Source organism: Bacteroidia bacterium (genome assembly GCA_019695265.1).
In the GTDB taxonomy this organism is placed as follows: Bacteria; Bacteroidota; Bacteroidia; order JAIBAJ01; family JAIBAJ01; genus JAIBAJ01.
Genome location: JAIBAJ010000022.1, coordinates 15,206 through 37,192, shown reverse-complemented (window position 1 = coordinate 37,192; position 21,987 = coordinate 15,206). Strand labels below are relative to the sequence as shown.

The 21,987-nt window shown below is 36.2% G+C and carries 15 protein-coding genes; 6 read left to right on the top strand and 9 right to left on the bottom strand.

What is annotated here, in order from left to right; all coding sequences use genetic code 11:
• Together K1X82_05485 and K1X82_05480 are read left to right on the top strand one after the other, a co-directional pair.
• The coding region (locus K1X82_05485; GenBank protein MBX7181543.1) for a tandem-95 repeat protein at positions 1–3,038 on the top strand (3,038 nt) is incomplete at its 5' end.
• A gap of 893 nt (positions 3,039–3,931) precedes the next feature.
• Entirely contained in the window at positions 3,932–6,034 is a 2,103-nt protein-coding gene (locus K1X82_05480; protein MBX7181542.1) for a ComEC family competence protein, read from the top strand.
• Here K1X82_05480 and mnmD read toward each other — a convergent pair.
• Positions 6,021–6,713: a tRNA (5-methylaminomethyl-2-thiouridine)(34)-methyltransferase MnmD gene (gene mnmD, locus K1X82_05475; protein MBX7181541.1), complete on the bottom strand. Its 693-nt coding sequence runs from the start codon at positions 6,711–6,713 to the stop codon at positions 6,021–6,023. The genes K1X82_05480 and mnmD overlap by 14 nt on opposite strands.
• A gap of 29 nt (positions 6,714–6,742) precedes the next feature.
• On the opposite strand from mnmD, the gene K1X82_05470 reads away from it, so the two are divergent.
• Positions 6,743–7,456, top strand: coding sequence for a 3'-5' exonuclease (locus tag K1X82_05470; GenBank protein MBX7181540.1), 714 nt, complete (start codon positions 6,743–6,745; stop codon positions 7,454–7,456).
• A 12-nt stretch (positions 7,457–7,468) separates the two neighbouring features.
• Here K1X82_05470 and K1X82_05465 read toward each other — a convergent pair whose 3' ends face one another.
• Positions 7,469–8,656 carry a sugar transferase gene (locus K1X82_05465; protein MBX7181539.1) on the bottom strand — a complete coding sequence of 396 codons (1,188 nt, stop codon included), beginning with the start codon at positions 8,654–8,656 and terminating at the stop codon, positions 7,469–7,471.
• Positions 8,657–8,885: 229 nt separating this feature from the next.
• Here K1X82_05465 and K1X82_05460 point away from each other — a divergent pair, with 229 nt between their 5' ends.
• A complete protein-coding gene (locus K1X82_05460) occupies positions 8,886–9,599 on the top strand; it encodes a YebC/PmpR family DNA-binding transcriptional regulator (GenBank protein ID MBX7181538.1) in 714 nt (237 codons plus the stop codon).
• Here the strand turns inward: K1X82_05460 and K1X82_05455 are convergent.
• The 6 genes from K1X82_05455 to K1X82_05430 form a co-directional block, all read right to left on the bottom strand.
• Complete coding sequence (locus tag K1X82_05455) at positions 9,581–10,366, bottom strand: DUF1295 domain-containing protein (GenBank protein ID MBX7181537.1); 786 nt, start codon at positions 10,364–10,366, stop codon at positions 9,581–9,583. The genes K1X82_05460 and K1X82_05455 overlap by 19 nt on opposite strands.
• 12 nt (positions 10,367–10,378) lie before the next feature.
• Complete coding sequence (locus tag K1X82_05450) at positions 10,379–11,665, bottom strand: amidohydrolase family protein (GenBank protein MBX7181536.1); 1,287 nt, start codon at positions 11,663–11,665, stop codon at positions 10,379–10,381.
• A gap of 17 nt (positions 11,666–11,682) precedes the next feature.
• Positions 11,683–12,741: a DegT/DnrJ/EryC1/StrS family aminotransferase gene (locus K1X82_05445; GenBank protein ID MBX7181535.1), complete on the bottom strand. Its 1,059-nt coding sequence runs from the start codon at positions 12,739–12,741 to the stop codon at positions 11,683–11,685.
• A gap of 82 nt (positions 12,742–12,823) precedes the next feature.
• Complete coding sequence (locus K1X82_05440) at positions 12,824–14,449, bottom strand: S41 family peptidase (protein MBX7181534.1); 1,626 nt, start codon at positions 14,447–14,449, stop codon at positions 12,824–12,826.
• Between the two features lie 22 nt (positions 14,450–14,471).
• Positions 14,472–17,138, bottom strand: coding sequence for a hypothetical protein (locus tag K1X82_05435; GenBank protein MBX7181533.1), 2,667 nt, complete (start codon positions 17,136–17,138; stop codon positions 14,472–14,474).
• Between the two features lie 95 nt (positions 17,139–17,233).
• On the bottom strand, positions 17,234–18,088 hold the full coding sequence (locus K1X82_05430) for a hypothetical protein (GenBank protein MBX7181532.1): 855 nt from the start codon (positions 18,086–18,088) through the stop codon (positions 17,234–17,236).
• A gap of 115 nt (positions 18,089–18,203) precedes the next feature.
• On the opposite strand from K1X82_05430, the gene pyk reads away from it, so the two are divergent.
• Positions 18,204–19,622, top strand: coding sequence for a pyruvate kinase (gene pyk / locus K1X82_05425; protein MBX7181531.1), 1,419 nt, complete (start codon positions 18,204–18,206; stop codon positions 19,620–19,622).
• Positions 19,623–19,625: 3 nt separating this feature from the next.
• A complete protein-coding gene (locus K1X82_05420) occupies positions 19,626–20,582 on the top strand; it encodes a HAMP domain-containing histidine kinase (GenBank protein ID MBX7181530.1) in 957 nt (318 codons plus the stop codon).
• A gap of 350 nt (positions 20,583–20,932) precedes the next feature.
• Here K1X82_05420 and K1X82_05415 read toward each other — a convergent pair whose 3' ends face one another.
• Positions 20,933–21,787, bottom strand: coding sequence for an alpha/beta fold hydrolase (locus tag K1X82_05415; protein MBX7181529.1), 855 nt, complete (start codon positions 21,785–21,787; stop codon positions 20,933–20,935).
• Positions 21,788–21,987: the final 200 nt, after the last annotated feature.

Below are 21,987 nucleotides of genomic sequence, written 5' to 3'. Positions count from 1 at the left end.
ATTACACTCCAAATACCAACTACAATGGAGTAGATACTTTGGTATATAGTGTTTGTGATAATGGAATGCCAGTGTTATGCGATACAGCTTTAGTTGTAATCAATATCACTCCTGTAAATGATCCTCCTGTTGCTAACGTTGATACTATTTCTACCCCATACGATTCTTGTGTGGTTATCAATATCTTATCGAATGATTCTGATTTGGATGGTATTATTGATCCTGCAACTGTTACTGTTCTAGTAAATCCAGCTCATGGTATAGCTACAGTTAATAGCAATGGAACTATTACTTATTGTCCAACAATTGGATTCAGCGGTAATGACACCTTGGTTTACCAGGTATGTGACAATGGAATGCCAGTATTGTGTGATACTGCCTTGGTTATTATTAATGTTGGTTCCGGAAACATCCCTCCTGTAGCTGTAGTAGATTACGATACAACGCAAGAAGATACTCCTGTAACAATTGCAATCTTAAGTAATGACTCTGATGCAGATGGATTGATTGTGCCAACTTCAGTTACTGTGGTAAGTCAACCATCTAATGGTACAGTTGTGGTTAATGCTAACGGAACTGTTACCTACACTCCAAATACAAATTGGAATGGAACTGATAGCTTTATCTATAATGTTTGTGATAATGGTAATCCAACCTTGTGTGACACTGCTATTGTGTTTGTGGTTGTAACTCCAGTTAATGATGGTCCAATTGCAAATCCAGATAATGCAAGCACACCTGAAAATGTTTGTGTAACAATCAATGTTTTAGGAAATGACTTGGATATTGATGGTGTCTTGGATACCGCATCAGTAACGATAACCGTTTCTGCTGTAAATGGTACTGCTACGCTAAATGCAAATGGAACTATTACTTATTGTCCAAACAATGGCTTTGCTGGTACTGACACTTTGATTTACCAAGTTTGTGATAATGGAATGCCGGTTCTTTGCGATACTGCAATTGTTATTATCAATGTTTCTAGCTTGCCAAATGTTCCTCCAATTGCAAATCGTGATGATAATGCAACAGCCTTCAATACTCCAATTACATTCAATATCCTTTCGAATGATAATGGAACTGATGATGGCTTAAGCATTACCTCGGTTACAATAGTTGATCAACCTAACAATGGTAATGTGACCTACAATAGCGATAGCACAATTATTTATACACCTAACAATGGATTTACTGGTATCGATACCTTGATTTACCAAGTTTGCGATAATAGCGTACCTCCAATGTGTGATACTGCTCTAGTTATAATTGTTGTAAATGGTCCGGTTAATACACCTCCAATTGCTGTAATTGACAGAGATACTACGCCAATGAATACACCAATTAACGTGGTTATTCTTGCCAATGATTCTGATTCTGACAATGGATTAAATGTTGGAAGCGTAGTTGTAACAGATCAGCCAAACAACGGAACTGTTGTAGTTAATACCAATGGGTCAATCGATTATACACCAAACAATGGTTTCTTTGGAAACGATACCTTAATCTATCAGGTTTGTGACAATGGCATTCCTGCATTGTGTGATACTGCACTTGTTATTATTACAGTAGATTATGTGAATCAGGTTCCAGGTGTTGCCAATGACACTGCATTCACTTGCGAAGGAGTTCCTGTAGTGGTAAATGTATTGGCAAACGATTCGGATTCTGATGGTTCATTAGTACCTTCATCTGTTGCTGTTCAATCAAATCCAAGCAATGGTGTAATTGTAAATAACCTAGATGGTACAGTTACTTATACTCCAAATGCAGGATTTAACGGAACCGATTCTTTGACCTATACCGTTCAAGACAACTCAGGTTCAACATCATCTGTTGCAACAGTTATTGTAAATGTAGGGCAGGTTCCTTCAAACATTATCTCCCTAAATGGTCCAACTACTATTTGCCAAGGTTCTTCAGTAACCTTAACTGCAAATGTGGGTGGAACTTATACTTGGAGTAATGGCGCAACTGGTTCAAGTATTGTAGTTGATCAATCTGGCACATACTGTTTAACTGCTCAAATCGGTTCAGGATGTTCTGGTCAGTCTTGTGTAACTATAACTGTAGTAACACCGCAACCACCGGTAATTAGTACAAACGGAAATACTGTAATATGTTTAGGTGATAGCGTGACACTTACTTCATCTGTGGCTTCTAACTACTTGTGGAGTAATGGTGATACTACTCAATCAATTATAGTATCAACAGATGGACAATTCACTGTTTCTACCACAGATACAAATGGTTGTCAGGCAACTAGCAGTCCAATTTCTGTGTTAACTCGCGAATTGCCTTATGTAAATGCAGGTCCTGATGTGGTGGTTTGCGGTCCAAGTAATGTTACCTTGTTCGCTACTCCAAATCAAGGCGGATTTATTTCCTCCTATGCTTGGAGCAATGGGGTAAACACAAGTATTAACACTGTTCAAGTTTCAAATGTCGGAACCGAGACTTATGTGGTTACAGCAAGCAATGGCGTTTGTCCTGATCAAACAGATACAGTTTTAGTTACTGTAGCTGAAAAACCTGATGCAGACTTTGTTTACGCTGGTACTTCATTTGGTAATCCAACCAACTTCACCGACCTAAGTGCTGGTAGCAATTTGGTAAGCTGGTTATGGAATTTCGGAGATGGTTATACTTCTGTAAGTCAGAATGCATACCATACATACGAATCTTCCGATACATTCGTAGTTACTTTAACAGTTACTAATGCTTTTGGTTGTGTGGATAGTACTTCTCAAACTATTGGCATTGAACAAGTAGTTACAGTTCCAAACTCATTCACTCCAAATGGTGATGGCAACAACGATATCTTGTGGATACAAAACAACGGTGCGATTTCTTATGGAATCACAATCTTCAACCGTTGGGGTCAACAAGTATATGTGAGCGAAGGCCGCGAAATTCGTTGGGATGGAAAAACCAATGCTGGGGTAAATCTTGAAGAAGGTACTTACTACTATGTTTTGAAAGTAAATGGTGGATTGAAAGGTGATTTCGAAAAAACCGGATTCATTAGCTTGTTCAAATAATTTTCAATAACCTTTTGAAATGGGGCTTCTCCGAATAGGATGGAGCCCCATTTTTTTTGCAGTTGGGGTTAAACCTCATTTCTGTTTGAAAGCTCTTGACTTCATATACGAAAGTCTTATATCATAAACCCAAATTAATCAATAGGAGGATTCCTAATCCGAACTACTTGATTTAGTTTGGTTTACCCCGAGTTAAGAATTTGTAATGCGTAATCTGGGATAAATCAGTTTTCTAATTTGGAGGGCCCCCTTTCGCCCTTCCCGGTTTTCTGCATAATCCATTCTTTTCTGACTAGGGCGTTCGGGTCACGCTTTCGGCTGTAGTCCTCGTCGCACTTGGCTAGCGCCGTGTGCGCCTGTGGGCTACTTGCCTCAATCGTTGCCCCAGGGTGCAAGTCTTTAATGTGTCTGATTTTAATGATTATTTAGGGTCACCTAAAAAACACTCAAATCATTTTTATTCAATTATTTAAGCACTTTATTCCCTGGCAGGTTGCCATGATTCTTCTAATAATACCACGACTTTCTTTTGAGGACATATAGATACAGTTAATAGTTGGGACAGAAGTTGCTCTGATTGGTTACGCATCGGGCAACGATAGAGGCAAGTAGCTCCAAGCCAACGCAGCGGTTAAGCGGAGTTGGCTTGGACTACAGCCGAAAGCGTGACCCGAACGCCCATGCAGGTAGTTCTGAGCTTTGTTAAGGCTTGTTGGGCGGAGGGGGCCCGCATAAAAAGTATTTTAAAAATGGTCGTTTCCTCCTGGTTGACTTTTTCGAAGTACCCTATTTAACCCAATTATGTGAATGTTGTAGATTAAAATAGTTTTCCAATTGAGTTGGTATTTGAAATTTCTATTATTTTTGTTCCTATATATTATTAATTAATTTTTATGGATTATATTTATAAGTATCCATTTTTTAGAATTTCCTTATTTTACTGCGCTTCTATTGTTTTTGGAGGGGTATTTATTATTAGTTCTGATTATGATATTGTATTATTTTCTTTGGCAATATGTTTGCTTTCTTTTCTGAGTAGTTTTTTATACAATAGGCTGGTACGTTTTGGATTAATCTGGATATGGGGGGTGCTTAGCTTACTGTTGTTATGTGGTTTGGGAATTATTCAAAATCAGTTAGTTAATGACAAGAGAAGTGGTAGTCATTGGCAGAATGTAGTTAATGAAAGGCCTTCTGGTGTATTTCTAATAGAGCTTGATGAAAGGCCTGTCTTAAAAAGGGATAACTTTCGATTTGCTGCTGAAGTTTTGGCTGTTAAGATTGATTCTGATTTTATCCCAACGCATGGCAGAGTTTTGGTTTACATTCAAGTAAATGATTTAAAAGGTATCCAACTTGATTATAAAAGTCGACTTTTAGTTGAAAGCTTTACTAAAGATTTAATGGGACCGGTTAATCCATTTGGGTTTAGTCCAAAGGAATACTTTGGGAATCAGTCCATTTATCGTTCGATGAGATTAGGTCCAAGAAATTGGATTTATGTTGGATCTGGTGAATTGGAGTGGTATATGGATTGGGCCAATAGGGCTTCTGATTATTTAGCGCTTAGATTTAAATCAGGTGGACTTACAGGAAGAGAATATTCTGTAGCTACTGCTTTGGTTTTTGGACTTCGAAATGAAATGGATATGGAAGTTATTTCGGCCTTTGCATCATCAGGAGCAATGCATATTTTATCAGTTTCAGGAATGCATGTTGGAATGATATTTTTGGCATTACAATTTTTATTAAAACTATTGGATAGAAGTAATTGGAGTAGAGTAATAAAGTCAATATTCATAATTCTAGTTCTTTGGGCTTATTCTCTTGTTTCAGGATTAACGCCTTCTGTTTTAAGGTCTAGTTTAATGCTAAGCTTTATCGTTTTTGGAGAATTGATTGGAAGGCGGCAACATCCTGTTAATACCTTGTTTATGGTTGCCTTCTTTTTGCTTCTTTATGATATCAGATTATTTTGGAATGTTGGCTTTCAGCTTTCTTTTGTCGCTGTTTTAGGTATTTTGTTATGGTATAAGAAATTATATGGGATGGTTTTTTTTCGATGGAAATTCCTTGATTGGATATGGTCTGTATCAGCGGTTTCTGTTGTTGCAACTTTAGCAACTTTGCCATTGTGTTTTTTTTATTTTCATCAATTTCCTAATTACTTTTTGCTATCAAATTATTTAGTAATACCGGTTTCTAACCTGGTTATTTATTTAGGTATTGCATTGTCTGTTTTCGGGATTTTCCCAGTTTTTTCCTATTGGATTGGCAAAGCATTGTATTGGTCTGTTTGGATGCTAAATGAATTGGTATTTGCCATTGAACGATTGCCGGGAGCGGTTACAACAGGAATTGTATGGTCGATTTTTGATTTGGTTTTGTTTTATTTGATGTTGTTCGGTCTTTTATTTGCTTTAAATAAGAGTAAAGCTAGAGCAATGCTCCTGCTGCTTTTTTGTTTTTGGGTAATTTGTGTTGGCAATCTGTTTTTGTTTTACAGGAATTTTCAAACTTCTAAGTTGGCTTTTTATAAAGGAAAAGGTGATTTGATTCAGGGGATACTAAAAGGAAATGAAATTGTTGTTATGAGAGAAGATGGTGAAGAGAGTATTAGAAGGGAATTACTTGGAAGCATGGAATTGGTAGCGGCAGGTAATTCTGTTTTAAGGTCTAGAATGGAAAAGGATAATTCAGGAAATAAACAAAAGTCTGGATATCATTTATATAGGATAGCAGGAAAACTAGTTTGCTTTATGTGGGGAAAATGTACAATAAAAGATGCAATGCCTCCCGAAATTGATATTCTTTATTTACAAAATTCTGCCTATATCAAAGGTTGGGAAAATTTGAGAGTAGAAGGGCTTGATTTGGTAGTATTGGGAAATGGAATTTCGAAGAAAAAAGCGGCTTATTTAGAACAAATTATGAAACTGCGCAGGGTAAAAATTCTTAATCTTGCTGAGGGAGGTAAGGTGGTTAGTTTTCAGTAGGTTTGATTGCCCTGGTTATTTCTCTTTTGCCAGGTGGACCAGGTAGTGACTCAATTTTAAATCCAACTTTTTTCAAGTTTCTTTTTACATAACCTTTTGCGCAATAAGTGATAAGGGTTCCATTTGGAAGAAGGGATTGGTAAAGTTTTTCAAAAAGCTCGGTTGTCCACAATTCGGGTTGGACTTCCGGAGCAAATGCATCGTAATATATGAGGTGGAATTCTGGCTGGAAAGAAAGGTTAATGATATTAGCACTTACTTTTTTTAATGAAAAATTCTCTGACAATCTGATCAATTCGTTCCATTTAGCTTGGTGTATAATCTGCAAAGAGTTTATTGGAAGGCTTGATGCGTAGCGGGCATAATTAATTTGACTAACAAGTTCAATCGGAATTGGGTATTCCTCTATACTAATGTATGTGCAAGTAAAGTTCGGGTTAGATTGTAAATAGTTCCAAGTTAAAAGAATGTTTAATCCGGATCCAAGCCCCATTTCTAAAACTCGAATTGAATTTAAATTCTTCAAACTGTATTTTAAACCATTTTCAATAAATATATGATTCGATTCGGTAACAGCTCCGTGTATAGAGTGAAATAGGGATTTTTGAAAATCTGAGTATATTGAATTGCTTCCATCATTCGTAGTTAAAATTTTAAAATAATTTGAATTTTCGTTCATTTTGCCTATTTTTGCTCTAAATATATTTTATGAATGATTTTGTAAATTTAGAACAGGTTCTTTTTATAGATATAGAAACTGTGCCAATAGCAAGAAATTATGCAGATTTAGATGAAAAAGGAAGGCTCTTATGGGATAGGAAGGTAGCGTATTTTAGAGACAAGGAAGCAGATCCTTCTGAATGGTATAGTCGAGCCGGTATATACGCTGAATTTGGAAAGGTAATTGTAATTTCCTGCGGGTATTTTGTTTCGAAATTAAATGATGAATTTGTTTTCCGGGTGAAATCGTTTTGTGGTGACAATGAATACCAGCTTCTCCACGATTTTATTGAGATGCTGAAGCCGAATTTTCAATTTGTTTTGTGTGCACACAATGGAAAGGAATTCGATTTTCCGTTTTTGGCGAGAAGAATATTAATTAATGGTTTAAAACTGCCAAAGCAATTAAATAACCATGGTAAGAAGCCCTGGGAGATTCCCCATTTGGACACTATGGAGTTGTGGAAGTTTGGAGATTTTAAAAGTTATACATCCTTGGATACCTTGACTTATGTCTTTGGATTGCCTTCCCCAAAAGATGACATAGATGGAAGTATGGTAGGCGAATTATACTATTCTGGAGGCCAACTAAGTAGAATAGTTTCTTATTGCGAAATGGATGTAGTTAGTGTGGCCAGAATATTTCAATGTTATCGTGGAGAGAATCCATTGAAAGATCAACAAATTGAGAGAGTAGAATAATATAGGAGAAGATTATTGGCTCCTGGCTTTCTTAATTAAAATATTGTAGAAAGATTTGAAAAGGTATTTGATATCAGTGGTAAATGGGTTCTTTTCATATGCTTTGAGGTAATTTATCTCTGAAGCCATAATTTCATCTAATGTTTTAGGTAGATCCGCATAAAAAGGAGGAACTAAACCTGGTTTATGGCGCAGTCTAAGATCTCTTAGCTCCTGTGAATATAAACTTAAAAAATGTTGGCTTAGTGGTCGAACCCCAACCAATTTTAAGTCACCTTTTAACATGTTGATAATCATAGGTAGCTCATCAATCCAGAATTTTCTAAACAATTTTCCAGCTGTAGTTACCCTGAAATCATCTCCTATTTTCCCACCTTCTGCCAAATCATTTCGTTCATAAATAAACTTTTGGAGGTATTCCGAATAGGGGTACATTGTTCTAAGTTTATATACATGGATTATTTTACCTCCCTTTCCTACACGTCTCATTTTGAAAATAGGTCCATAAGATGGATTTTCAGGAAACAGAGGTTCATTTACTTTCTTCATTATGAAGTAGTATAAACCTCCAATATATTTTTCGTCTACAAATTCAAATCCACAGGAATAAAGTCTTCCAAGGATTTCTGTTCGGCTAATCGCTCTATTTCTTCCTTTGGTTAGAAAGAAATAAATTTTACGAGTTGGTTTTCCTAATTTCGGGAATACTCTTTTTACTAAATAGTCAAGGAAAATGTAGCAATAATTTATACCCCAAGGGAAACGTTTCATAATTCGTTGCTTTTTAAGCAATCGGGTTTCTCCACAGCCTACGAATAATCCTCCAACTTCCAGTTTACTATTAATGGATTCAAAAAATTTATTAATAAGCTTTATGTCATTTACCTTATGAAAATTAACAAAAGCATTATACTCTTTATTCGGTTGATTCAGAATGTTAAAACGAGTTGTAGTGCTTAAGAGACAGGTAGTTTGGGAATGTAACTCTACAAATTCACTAAGGTATTTATAAGCTTCTTCCCCTATTTCTTCTACGAGTTGTTGTTGAGAAACATTCATATTCCTATTTTTACCTTTACCTGAATTTGGTTCAAATGGCGAAAGTACATCTAAAGGCAAATCTATAGATGCTTTAGAACGATCTATAATTTGGTAATTCTTACTAATAGGTGAAGCAACAGGAATATCTTCAAATCCCATAAATTTATTAATGGTAGATTTTAGGGTCAAAGGTAAAGTAAATATAGATTTGTGTTGCAACTCCATAAAATATTAAGTCATGTTTATCTATAACCAAGATGAAATTATTGCTCAAAAGGTTGCATCGGTATCAAAAAAAGCGTTTTTTTACTAAATTAACCGATGTGTGAGTTTTTTGGTTTTTTAGTTCAATCATTTTTAGTTTTGCAGCATAATTCTAAATTGTAACATGGGACGGGTTTTTGAAAAAAGAAAGTATAAAATGTTTGCGCGATATGATAAAATGGCGAAAGCCTTTACTCGTATCGGAAAAGAGATTGCCATAGCTGTTAAGCAATCTGGTCCGGATCCTTCAGGTAATCCGAGATTGAGAGCCGCCATTCAGAATGCTAAATCGGTTAATATGCCTAAGGATAGGGTAGAAGCCGCTATTAAACGGGCCTCCTCCAAAGATGAGAAAGATTATGAAGAAGTGGTTTATGAAGGCTATGGCCCCAATGGAGTAGCTATTTTATTGGAGTGCGCCACGGATAATCCTACCAGAACAGTTGCAAATGTTAGAATGTACTTTAATAGAGGGGGAGGTGCCCTTGGAAAAACCGGTTCGCTTGACTTCGTATTTGTTCGAAAAGGTTTATTTAAATTTGATCCAACAGGTTTGGATTTAGATGATTTGGAATTGGAATTGATTGATTTTGGATTGGATGATATTGCAGTGGATGAAGAAAATATAGGCTACATCTATACCAGTTTCCAAGATTATGGGGGAATGCAAAAGGTTTTAGAAGAAAAAGGTGTAAAATTGATTAGTTCAGAATTGACGCGGGTGGCCCTAAGTCATGTGGATCCACCTAGTGAAGAAGTGGAGAATGAAATCTTGGAAATGGTGGCAAAAATGGAAGAAGATGATGATGTCCAAAATGTCTACCACAATTTGAAATAAGGAATAAAGGCAGGCGTTTTTCGAACATATTCTTGGTATTCAAGATTATCTCTGTATTTCTTTTCTAACAAATCCACACCTGAAACTCTTCGAAGTAGATAAGTCATAACCAGTGGACTTAGGATACTAATCCAAGTCCATCCTATGTTGGAAACGAATATGAAGATACCCCACCAAACCAAGGCTTCACCAAAGTAATTAGGATGTCGGCTTAAACTCCAAAGTCCGGTTTTCATTATTTTACCTTTGTTAATAGCTAGGGATTTATATTGGTAAAGCTGAAAGTCTGCAATAGTTTCAAATGACAATCCAAATGCCCAAAGTATCAAACCTACATATTGAACCCAATTGAATGAATCAATTATTAATTCGGTAGGTTGTATAGAAAATAGTAGAATAGGGCTGCTGATTACAACCATAATGCTGCCTTGTAGCATAAATACTTGAAAATAGCTTCGTATTAGAACTGTTTTACCCCATTCTTTCCTCCATTGCAGGTATCGATAGTCTTCCCCTTTTCCGAAGTTTCGTATGAATATATAGATGGCCAATCTTAAGCCCCAAAGTATAACCATAGTTAGCAAAACAATGCTTAGGTTTGATATGGCTAATTTGTTGTAAAGTGTGGAAAATGAAATTAAAATAAATCCAATTCCCCAACCAATATCTACAATACTATTGTTTTTTAATAGTACAGCCAAAATGAACAGGCTATTCATGTAAATAAATACACATGCCAGAGCTGTTAATATTTCCTGAAAATTCATAAACAAATTGGCTTATCTGATTTCTAGCTTTTTACTGTACTTCTCGTAAAGTTCAATTTGAGAGTTGGATAAATTAATTTCTTTCCCTTTGATCCATGCTCTTTCTAAATGGTTGCCTGTCATGTCTAATGCATCTCCTGTCGAAATAAATAAAGTCGCATCTTTTCCACTTTCCAAGGATCCAGTAGAAGAATCAATTCCAAGAATTTTTGCAGCTTGAAGAGTAATACTTCCTAAGGCTTCTTCCTTACTTAATCCATAGGCTACAGATGAGCCTGCAACAAACGGTAAATTTCGGACCCCCATAGCTTCCATTCCTCCTACATAGCTTAAACAAAAGGGAATTTGCGCATCTTTTAATATCTTGGGTAAGGAAAAATATTGGTCAATTGGTGCATCCGTTTTATTAGGTAATTCATGAAGTCTATTTAAAACCAATGGAATTCCACTGTTCTGAAGTGCTTGCAAAACAGCTTCAGCATCTAGGCCTCCTGCAATTATAACTCTTGAAATTCCTAATTCTTTTTTTAATTGTATTACATCTAGAATTTCTTTTGAATAATTCGCATTAATGAAAACTGCCTGGCTCCCATTAAATACACCTTTTAAAGCTTCAAATTTTAAGTTTTTTTCAGGATGGTTGGAAACGGAATTATAAGCCTTTGCCTCCATTAAGAATTTTTTTAGTTCCTTCAATTGAACTTCATAGTCCTTATTTTTTTCCGTTATTCCGGTTTCTGCCCACCAGCCCGATCTATTAAACCAATTCGGAAATTGGATATGGATGGCATCGTCCGATTTATATACAGCGTCTTCCCAATTCCAACCTTCCAAGCAAAATATTGATGAAGTACCGGAAATTACTCCACCTCTAGGCGTTGATTGCGCCAATAGGATACCATTTGATCTAACGGTAGGTATTATTTTAGATTCTGGATTAAAAGCAATTAATGTTCTTACATGTGGAGTATAACTCCCTGTTTCATTCCAATCATTTGTAGCTCTAACCGCTTCAATTTCTGTAATTCCTATGGTGTTGTTTACAGCGATAAAACCAGGATATACATGTTTCCCGGTAATGTCAATTATTTCGGCCTCGTTTGGATTTAATCGAATGGTTGCGGCATCCATAACAAAACTGATTTTACCATTTTCTATGCCTATGGCAGCATTATTAATTACCTTACCATTGCCAAGGTGTGCTGTCCCACCAAACAATATTATCGGTTTAGTTTGTCCAAATGTAAATTGGATAAAGGCAATTTGAATTATTAGGTAAATGAATGCAATATTCTTCATAATGCAAAGAAAGGTTTTTATAGGTCAAAATCTTCCAAAAAATTCCTTCTTAGTTCTAAAATGGAATCAGTTGGGTCATTATGTCCAAAAAACTCATTTACATAGAGTGTAATTCGAAGTATTTCTTCTTCGGTTAGATTGGGGTGGAAGGGTAAATCAAGAAAACATTCCGAATTGTTTGATTGGATATTTGTTTCCACCTGATTTTCTGATAAATAGGTGTGTAATTCATTTCCAATTGTTGGTTCTTCAAAAATTAAGGAAAGGCCAGAAAAGTTGTGACTATCCATTTCTGAAGATCCAAGGATTTTGAATCGGTTTTCATCTTCTAATATTTGCAAGAATTGCAAGTAAATCATCCAGATATCCTTCCTGGTTTCCTTAAGCGTGTCGGTTTCTCTTAAATGTGGTAATAAAATGGCAGATTTAAGTTCAGATAATTCTATTTCACACTTTTTTAAATTATCCTCAGAAAATGCCCAAGGAATAGAAGAGTCGTTTCTTATTAAAGCACAACCTAGGTTTATTGGACTGTTGAAATTATTAAACCCAATAATACCAATGTGTCCAAAGCTGCAAATGGGATTGTATTTATAGGATGCACCCAATCCGTCAGAAGCATATTCCAATAGAAAAATACCTTTTTGAGCAGTCAAATAAATTATTTCGTCCAATTCCGGCATTACCCCATGGATATAATCGAGCACTATTGCTTTGGTTTTAGGGCTTATGAACTTTTGAAGTTGGGTTGTTTGGAACTTGGGTGAAGAGTAACTGGTAATAATTGGTTTTGGAATTGCACCTAATGTGGTAATTGCGAGGAGAAAAGTTGCGTTTATGTGAGAGGATACAATTACTTCATCCATGGCTGTAACTCCAAAAGACTTCAACGCAAAAACAATTGCAGAAAACTCATGGTCAAAAAGCTGAATTTTTCTTCCTTGATAAATTTCTGTCAGAATATCCAAACATGGTTCAGAATATTTCTTACTAAAATTACCCCCTTGTTTGTAAAAAATATCATGAAGGTTAATTAGTTCTTCTCTAGAAATGGATGTTTGGGTCGACAACTGCATACCGTGCCCAAGTTAAGAAATAAAATAAGAAATCCCGAATAGTTGATCAATTGAGTTATTAATAAAAAACACCTAATAACTCTTAATGTTTATTCATTACCTCTATCGCTTTAAGAATGGATTTGTCCTTAGATTCTAAAATGGAATAAAAGCCCTCACTACCCCAAAAGTTTCTGGCAATTTGAGCCGTTAATTGAAGTTTTATTTGTTGATAGGATTTAGCCCATTTCCCTTTATTTTCTTTTATTCCTTGCTGAATTGAAAATTGAAGGAATTCAGTCATTTCAGATTCACCTAATTCAAAATTTTTCTTGAAAGAGTCAATGGTTTTAAATTTTTCTTTCAACATCCTCCGATGGACATCACAATATTTAAATGCATATTTGTTAAGTGTACCTGAATTGACTAGTTCAGAAAAATAACTAGTATAACCAACTGTATCAAGTGGAACAAAGATGTCTGGAGTAATTCCACCTCCTCCATAAAGTATTTTACCTTTTGCTGTTTTATATATTAAACTATCTTTTTTTACGTGCTTTGAACTGCTATCCTGATTAGTGAGTTCTCCATTTTGGTAACGATCGTACACTTCTTCATAATAAGCATCTAAATTGTTAGAATAGGGCCTTTGAATGCTTCTGCCGGTTGGTGTATAATAGCGTGCTATGGTTAATCGTATGGCTGAACCATCAGGTAAATCTTTTTGCTCCTGCACCAATCCTTTTCCAAAAGATCGTCTGCCAATTAAGGTGCCAATGTCATTGTCTTGTAAAGCTCCAGCAACAATTTCACTTGCAGAGGCAGACCCTTCATCAATTAAAATGCAAACATGTTTGTTTTCCCAGCCACCTGTGGTTGTGGCAATGAATGATTCTTTTGGTCTTGCTTTGCCTTCTGTATAAACGATTAGTTTTCCTTTTGGAATAAATTCATCCGCTAATTTAATGGCTGCATTTAAGTAGCCTCCAGGATTTCCCCTTAGATCAAGAATTAACTTGTTCATTCCTTTGTTAGCTAATTTGCCGAAGGCTTCTAGGTATTCTTCAAAAGTCTTCGATGCAAAACGACTAATTTTAATATAACCAACTTCAGAATTAAGCATGAACGCGGCGTCAACACTGGTAATTGGAATTTCACCTCGTTTAATTTTAAAATGGAGTAATTGTTTTTGATCACCTCTTTTAATATCAACATTGACAATAGTACCCTCTACCCCCCTAAGTCTTTTTACAACATCTGAGTTCTTAATTTTTATACCGGTCACTGCTTTTCCATCTACTTTAACTATCCTGTCTCCTGCTGTAATTCCTAATGTTTCTGAAGGTCCGCCAGCAATAGCTGAAACAACCACAATGGTGTCGTTAATAATGTTAAATTCTACTCCAATTCCGCTAAAGTTCCCTTCTAAACTTTCATTTACTTCTTGAAGTTCGGATGCGGGTATGTATTGAGAATGTGGATCCAATTGCTGTAGCATGGAAATAATAGTCTCTTCTGTCAGCTTTTCCCTGCTTATTGTATCAACATATTCGTTTTCAATATAGTCTAAAATGTTTTCTACTTTGTTGTTATTTGAAAACTCTCCGGCACCAAATCCTGCTTTATCAAAGTGAATAAATTTTCCTAAGTAAATCCCTGCAATTAATACAATGGATAGAATTAATGGAAGGTAAATAATCGTTCTGGCGCGGGTCTCGTTGTTAGACATAAGAAATGTAGTTTACTCCCCCTTATTTATAATTGGTTTCGAAAAAGCTCAGGTATGATTCCAAATTCCCAGATTTAATCAGTTTTCCAAAATTGTTTTCTGAAATGATAAATAGCTTGTAATCCGCCGGGGAATGGGAACTGATTTCTTCCGGTTTTTGTTTGGCAGTATTAAGGTAGTTCATTGCCTTGGTTAAATTTGGAAATTTGCTAATGAATACGCTAGTTTTATTGCCTATTTGTACCCCTGAAATAGAAATTTCTTCTAAGGAGAAGTATTTGGAATTAAAATCACTTAAACTAACTTTTAATTTATTGGATTCCGCTCCTTTGTTAATTAAAACAAACATGCAATAGTGGGCCGAATCAGATGAAAATGTAAAATTGACAAGAGGAGACGGAAGTATTGGGCTTGGGTTGGGAGTAGTTTTGTTTAATGTGTCATTTGGAATCGCAGAGTTGGCATTCAAGCTAACTTCGGGGTTCTTTTTTCTGAACTCTTCCTCTTCACCGGTTAGTTTTGCTATGAAATCTAATATTGCCAATGCCTCTTCCTTAACCTTATGTTTGGGATAATGTATAACTACACTTCGCAGCGAAGCTTCGAATTCAGGAACTGTAGCAGAACGTCCAATTGCAAGCGCTCTTAGAAAGGCAAATTTAGGTTGGGTAGGATCTCCATTGTATAATTGATCTACCTGATTAGCCACAGTGATTACACTATCATAGTTAGTGTTCATGAAAGCATTGTATGTTGCTTCATACATGGCTTCCATTTTTTGTTTATCTGTTTTTAAACTAGATGCTATGGATGGATTTAATATGATTTTTGCATAATCTGAGTTAGGAAACTCAGTTAGGATTTTATTTTTGTAATAATCAGATTTTGGATTGTTTCCTATGTCAGAGTAGGCTCTATAGAGTTGATAATAGGTGGTAAGTTTGTATTTCGTTTCAGGAAATTTTGAGAGTAACTGCTCAAATGAGGTTATGCCAAGCATATTTTCATTCAATTGTTCTCTGTAAATTATCCCCAAGTTGAAATAGGCATCCATTATCTTTTGATTGGCCTTTGCCTTGGCATCCGGAGTTACAGGTAAATCTTTTTTATAATATTCTAATGTGTATTCAGGTTTAATGGAATCCGTTTGGTTTACTCCTGTCTCACTTGCCTCTGCAAGAGGATTAGATTGTTTGTTACTTCTTCTCCAATGGTCTTCTAATTTTCTATTTCCAAATTTCTTATTGAAATCAGCCAAACCAAAACTCAATGCAGTTGCATTGTAAAAATACCAAACAGTTCCTCCGGGAGGACTTGGACTTCCTGTTCCTCCACCATTATTTGAAATGGTATTGGATTGCTGCTTTTGTTTGGCTTCTTCTAATTCTTTCTGAGCTTGTTCGTCTGCCTTTTTCTTTTCTATTAATTCTTCAATTTTGGCATCAAGTTCATTTGGACTTAGACTTGCCATTTTTAACAAACTATCTTGAGTTCGGATGGTATGAATGTTATCAACCAACTCATCTAAAAGGTCTTTTTTTACAGTTGCATAAGTGTATTTTTCATCTGTTGGTGAAAGAAACGCAACAGTGCTGTCGAAATACACTGCCGCTAATTCGTATTTAGAATCCTTAAAAGCAATATCCGCTAATTTTAAATAAGACTTTCCTTTTTGGTTTTGATTGGTTGTACTAGCCTTTACAGATTTTTGGAAATAATCAATTGCTTCCTTTTTATGGTCTTCTTCCTCTTCAATAGAGCCTAATGCATAGAAAATTTTATCCTGAAAATCTGTATATTTATCATCTCGAGATAACTTTTTTAGTTCTTTTTTTAAATCTCCACTATTACCTTTCTCTGAATCATAAACCAATGCTCTATTAATTCGAGCATTAAATTCCATTTCAAATGGGGAGTTTCTTCGTAAAACTTCGGAATAGTATTTTGTTGCGGTTGCCTTATCTCCAACACGCTCGCTTAGTTGAGCTAAAATAAACTTATATCTGGTTTGTATTTTACGCTTTTTGGTGAATTCAATGGCTTTTATGACCATAGGTATTGCTTGTCCATATTTTTCTTGTTTGATATAATAGTCCGAATACGATGCATAATATTGCCACCTTTTCTTTTTCTTGACTATCTCCAGCTCACTTTCATATAGATCTAGAATACTTTGCGCTTCATTAAAACTACCTCTTTCATTGTAGGTTCTGGCTAACCAATATAAAGCGTCATATTTGATTTTGGTTTTATCATATTGCTTAAAAACATATTGAAACATTTCCATGGCAGGCATGTAGTCATATTTGTAATAGTTAGCCTGTCCAATTAACAAATAAGCATCTTTTATCCATTTAACTCTTTCCTTGCCACCAATCAGCATGGAATGCTTCTGAATACATTTGGATGCCTTCGCTATTGCTTTGTCTGCTTGTGGGTAAATGGATTTGGCTTGTTCTGAAGTGCCGATTTTGAACATTGGGATAACATGGTCATAGTCGTCCTTATGGTTTTTTTCGGTTTCAAATACTACCTCTTTTTGGGCCTCATTTCCATTGAAAAGTACATTGTAGTGAGCCGTAGTGTTGTGATAGGAACGATTTAAGAAGGTGTTTTTTTTGGTTGAGCAACCTACAAAAATGGCTAGACATAAGCCAATCAAACTAAAATAATATCCTTTCTTGTTCAAGCGATTTAGTTAAGGGTGGGTTAAACTCCTAGCTTGCAAAAATATTGTTTTTCCTCAAAGAAACAGTATTACTTGCCAGATTGAATGTATAACAGCTACTTTTTAACCGGATTTTCAATTTCCTTACCAAACAAATAGCATAATCCCATCTGAGGTGAAACTCCTAGTTGAGGATGGATCGTGCTTGATACATCTATTTTTAAGCCTCCAAATTTTAACCCTATTCCTATGCCATTTTGAAATGGGTTGGTGCTTATCCCGGTTCGAATAAATACTTGTTTTACTGGCATATATTCTATACCAATCTTAAAGTAGGGTCTGTAATCCAGGTCTTTTTCACCCTCCGCTGCAATAAATACTTTCTCCGAAAATCGATATAATAACCCTAACTTGAAAATGACAGGAACTCGCTCATTGTTATAATCATTCATTTTGGTCATAGTTGGATTGTACACATGAGCACCCAAGGTTAAGTTTCTAAATACTTTTGCTTGTATGCCAATTTCCCCGGTAAATAATCCTTTCCTGTTATTATAACCCTCTCCAATAAAAACACTTTGGTAATTGATCTGCATACCAATTGAAATGTGTTCACCAAATGCCCTGGCATAAGCAAAACCGTATTTCGATTCCCGATATAATTTACTGCCTGTTTGGGTGTAACAAAGCCCTAAAACACCTAGCTTTTTAATTGGTATTGCAATTGCTGCTGCTCCGGTGTTCAAATCCTTTAAAAGGAACTTATTGTCATAATAGGCGCCCAAACTGATATTTTTTATGTAGCCTAATCCTGCTTGGTTATTTCCTAATGACCAAATATCTGATAAACAAACAGAAGCACCTCCTAAAGCCGCACTTCTCGATCCAAGCTGGAAATTTTCGTTTCCGGCCCTAAGTATTCCAGGCAAAAAACATAAAACTATAATCCAAAATGGCTTTGAAATATTCATTGGCCAAATTTGAAAAAAACTTTTCAATATTTTCCTTAACATTAACTTAAGTAATCAACATGCAAACTAGTTACAAACAAGTTTACCTTTGCTCCTGTATTAAAAGTGTGAAAATATGTCAAAAAGAGCTAAAATTGTAGCCACCATAGGGCCTGCATCATCCTCAGAAGCAGTATTGGAAGAAATGATGTTTGCCGGACTTGATGTTTGCCGAATAAATTTCTCCCATAGTTCCTACGAACAACATCAATCAGTTATCGAAACTGTTAGAGAGCTTAATAGGAAACATTCCTTATTTGTTCCAATTTTGGCTGATTTACAAGGTCCAAAACTTCGAATCGGGGAAGTTGAAAATGGTTCTTGTGACATTCAAACAGGTAATACCCTTTTATTTACCACAGAAAAATGTTTAGGCAATTCTGAAAAAGTTTATATGACCTATCAGCAATTTCCAATGGATGTAAAACAAGGCGAAACTATCTTGGTTGACGATGGTAAATTGGTTTTTAAAGTTTTGGAAACCAATGGAAAAGACTTGGTTAAAGCTGAAATTGTTCATGGTGGAAAGTTGTCATCCAAAAAGGGGGTTAATTTACCCAATACTAAAGTTTCATTGCCTTCATTAACCGAAAAGGATCTAAAGGATTTGGATTTTGCTTTGGAAAATGATGTTGAATGGATTGGTCTTTCTTTTGTTCGCTCTGCTTCGGATATTATTGAACTTCGTCATCGAATTGATGCATCGGGTAAAAAAGCAAAAATTATTGCCAAAATAGAAAAGCCGGAAGCTTTGGAAGAACTTGATTCCATTATTGAACAAACTGATGCAGTAATGGTGGCTCGTGGCGATTTGGGCGTTGAAATACCCATGCAAAAAGTTCCAGGCATTCAGAAAATGATCGTTAGAAAATGCTTGGCTTCTGCTAAGCCTGTTATTATTGCAACTCAAATGATGGAAAGTATGATTACCAACGTTTCTCCAACAAGAGCAGAGGTAAATGATGTGGCTAATTCCATACTCGACGGCGCCGATGCCCTAATGTTAAGCGGTGAAACAAGCGTTGGGGAACATCCGGCTAAAGTGGTTGAAGCAATGAATAAAATTATCCTTCATGTGGAGGAAACTGAAAGTGTTTTTGAAAGGGATAACCCGCCTTCTAAAGACTCTGATCGTTTCCTTTCCGAGTCTATTTGTTACACTGCAACTACCTTGGCCAGACAAAGTGAGGCCAAAGCCATTATTACTATGACTCACTCGGGTTTTACTGCCTTCAAAGTTTCTGCCAATCGCCCCAAAGCCGGAATTTATGTATTTACCGATAATCGTCCAATCCTTAATACCTTAAATCTGGTTTGGGGAGTAAAGGGTTTTTACTATGATAAATATGTTAGTACCGACCATACCATAGCCGACCTGAAACATAAATTGAAAAAGGATGGCTTCCTTCAAACTGGCGACCGGGTGGTGAATGTGGCTAGTATTCCAATTTCTGAACGGGGTGGGGCCAATATGTTAAAGCTTAGTCTGGTTTAAGCAATGTCAAAAAGGCAACGCATTTTCCCGGTTTTTTATTTGCTTTTTGCCTACGTGCTGCTTCAGTTCTCCTGGTGGGCCTATAGCATTGTTCGATTAAATTCTGAAATTATTCAGCTTCGATCTGAGTTGGCTGCTTACCAGGGGCTTAAAGCAGGCCAAACCCAAAACATTGAAGCGGCCATCGAATCGAAGATGATTATGGTGGCAGGTGAAGGAACCGTTTTCTTGATTCTTTTATTGGCCGGCGCCTTCTATATTCTCCGAAGTTTTAAACGTGAAATCGCCATTCAAAGTCAACAGAAAAATTTCATGCTTTCTGTTACACACGAGTTAAAGTCTCCGTTGGCATCGGTAAAATTGTATTTGCAAACCTTGTTGAAACGCGATTTGAATCCTGAAAAGCAAAAGGAAATAACTAAACATGCCTTGTCTGATACTGAACGTCTTGGTAATTTAATTGATAATATTTTAACTGCTTCTCGTCTCGATGGTGGCCGGTTTTCTTTGCACATGGAACAAGACCATCTGAGTCAATACGTCCAAAAAATCTGCCGGGCACATTTTCAGCAAGGTTTGAGTTCGCATCAACTGGAAACCCATATTGAACCTGATCTTTTTGCTAGTTTTGATAAACAGGTTTTTTCAATTATATTGGGTAATTTGCTTGAAAATGCCATTAAGTATTCTCCGCCTGGGTCTAAGGTGATGGTTGCTTTGAATCGTCAACAAGGGAAGTTTGTCTTAGTGGTTGCCGACGAGGGACCCGGAATTCCTTCAGTTGAAAGAACGAAAGTTTTTCAAAAATTTTATAGAATAGGAAATGAGGAAACACGCCAATCAAAAGGAACGGGATTGGGCCTTTATATTGTGAAAAATCTGTGTCAAATGGCCAAAATTCAATTGAGCATTGAAGATAATTTGCCAAAAGGGTCAAGGTTTGTTTTGGAATGGGTTTGATTTTTTTTTGATTTTGGCGGGTCCCATTCGCATTGGTTTTTGGGCAATTCCCTAATTTAAACTGGCTCATGGTCGGGCTATCGGTTGTAGTCCTCGGCTTACTCCGCTAACGCTGCGTGAGCCTGTGGGCTACTTACCTCTATCCCTACCCGGAAAGGGTCCAGCTTCTTTGTTTTGTCCCGAACAGTTTATAAATAGTTGAAAGCGCTGTCCTAATAGGTTTATTAACTTCTGAATGAATCTAGGTTTTTTAACGGTAAGTTTGACTTAAATTCAGTGATCAGGTAAGAAAAGAGCATTCTAATTTAATATAAAGGTCCTTAAAAAGTTAAGTTATACCAAGCAAAAAATCAGGTATTAACTAAGGATGTTTGAGTTAGTAATCCAGAACTGTGGTTTTTAATAAACTGTATACAGGGTGTGATGCAATCATCCAATTGTTCCAAATAGGCCATGTGGCTGCCATTGGGTATAATAATTATTTCAGTTTTGGGGCTCGTTTCAAATACATGGAGGAGATCGGAAAGAGGTACAGTTTTATCTGATTCGCCGGCCAGAAGTAGACAAGGTGTGGAAGAGTTTTGAAGGGTTGATACATGCGATGGCCTGTCTTTTAAACCATGCAAGGATGCTGCAATGGATTGTGGACTCATTTGTTGGGCAAGCTTCAGCATCTGATTAATTAGATTTGGGTTTTTCTTTTTGAAGGAATTAGAGAAAAGTGCTGTGAGGGTAACATCCACATATTTTTTAAAGTCTTTTTTTACTAATTTGATTGCTTTGTCGCGTATTTTTTTTCTTTCAGGGCTATCTGCTAAAGGTGTAGATTGTATTAGCCCCAATCCTTTGAGATGTTCTGGGTGCCTTGCGTTAAAAGCAAGGGAAACATAACCTCCCATCGAATGTCCAAAAAGGAAATACCTCCTAATTCCGATGTGTTTGAGCACGCCCAAGACAATATCAGATAGCAGTTCCATGGAGTGGTAATAACCAATGGTGTCTGATTGTCCGTGTCCCGGTAAGTCGATGGTTATAATGCGATAGGATTTGGGAAATGAAGTAATCCAATTTTTCCACACTTGTTTGGATTCCAAAAAACCATGTAGTAGCACTATGTTGGGATAACCTTTTCCGGTGTCGGTAAAAGAAATGGTAGCTTCTTTTACCATGCAACTGAATTCCTGGTTTTTTCTTTTTTGAGCCATGGTTTGGCGAAATGCAGGTCAAAAAAAATGAAAATTATTGAATGTATTACTTCCTGTCAGTTTTGTTTTGAACCGGTGAATTGGGAATAATTCGAAACTATCTTAGGAGCAGAAGGAACTCAGATAAACCTTAGGTAACGAGAAGCAAGGAATATCCAAAGACCTGGAAATTTTTGAAAGGAAACCGTTGGTATGGGCTT

Excerpts from the sequence above, each read along its gene's own strand:
- K1X82_05450 (MBX7181536.1), bottom strand. The coding sequence starts at position 11,665 with ATGAAGAATATTGCATTCATTTACCTAATAATTCAAATTGCCTTTATC.
- K1X82_05465 (MBX7181539.1), bottom strand. The coding sequence starts at position 8,656 with ATGGGATTTGAAGATATTCCTGTTGCTTCACCTATTAGTAAGAATTAC.
- K1X82_05480 (MBX7181542.1), top strand. The coding sequence starts at position 3,932 with ATGGATTATATTTATAAGTATCCATTTTTTAGAATTTCCTTATTTTAC.
- K1X82_05420 (MBX7181530.1), top strand. The coding sequence starts at position 19,626 with ATGTCAAAAAGGCAACGCATTTTCCCGGTTTTTTATTTGCTTTTTGCC.
- K1X82_05460 (MBX7181538.1), top strand. The coding sequence starts at position 8,886 with ATGGGACGGGTTTTTGAAAAAAGAAAGTATAAAATGTTTGCGCGATAT.
- K1X82_05470 (MBX7181540.1), top strand. The coding sequence starts at position 6,743 with ATGAATGATTTTGTAAATTTAGAACAGGTTCTTTTTATAGATATAGAA.
- K1X82_05455 (MBX7181537.1), bottom strand. The coding sequence starts at position 10,366 with ATGAATTTTCAGGAAATATTAACAGCTCTGGCATGTGTATTTATTTAC.
- K1X82_05445 (MBX7181535.1), bottom strand. The coding sequence starts at position 12,741 with ATGCAGTTGTCGACCCAAACATCCATTTCTAGAGAAGAACTAATTAAC.
- K1X82_05415 (MBX7181529.1), bottom strand. The coding sequence starts at position 21,787 with ATGGCTCAAAAAAGAAAAAACCAGGAATTCAGTTGCATGGTAAAAGAA.
- pyk (MBX7181531.1), top strand. The coding sequence starts at position 18,204 with ATGTCAAAAAGAGCTAAAATTGTAGCCACCATAGGGCCTGCATCATCC.
- K1X82_05440 (MBX7181534.1), bottom strand. The coding sequence starts at position 14,449 with ATGTCTAACAACGAGACCCGCGCCAGAACGATTATTTACCTTCCATTA.
- K1X82_05430 (MBX7181532.1), bottom strand. The coding sequence starts at position 18,088 with ATGAATATTTCAAAGCCATTTTGGATTATAGTTTTATGTTTTTTGCCT.
- mnmD (MBX7181541.1), bottom strand. The coding sequence starts at position 6,713 with ATGAACGAAAATTCAAATTATTTTAAAATTTTAACTACGAATGATGGA.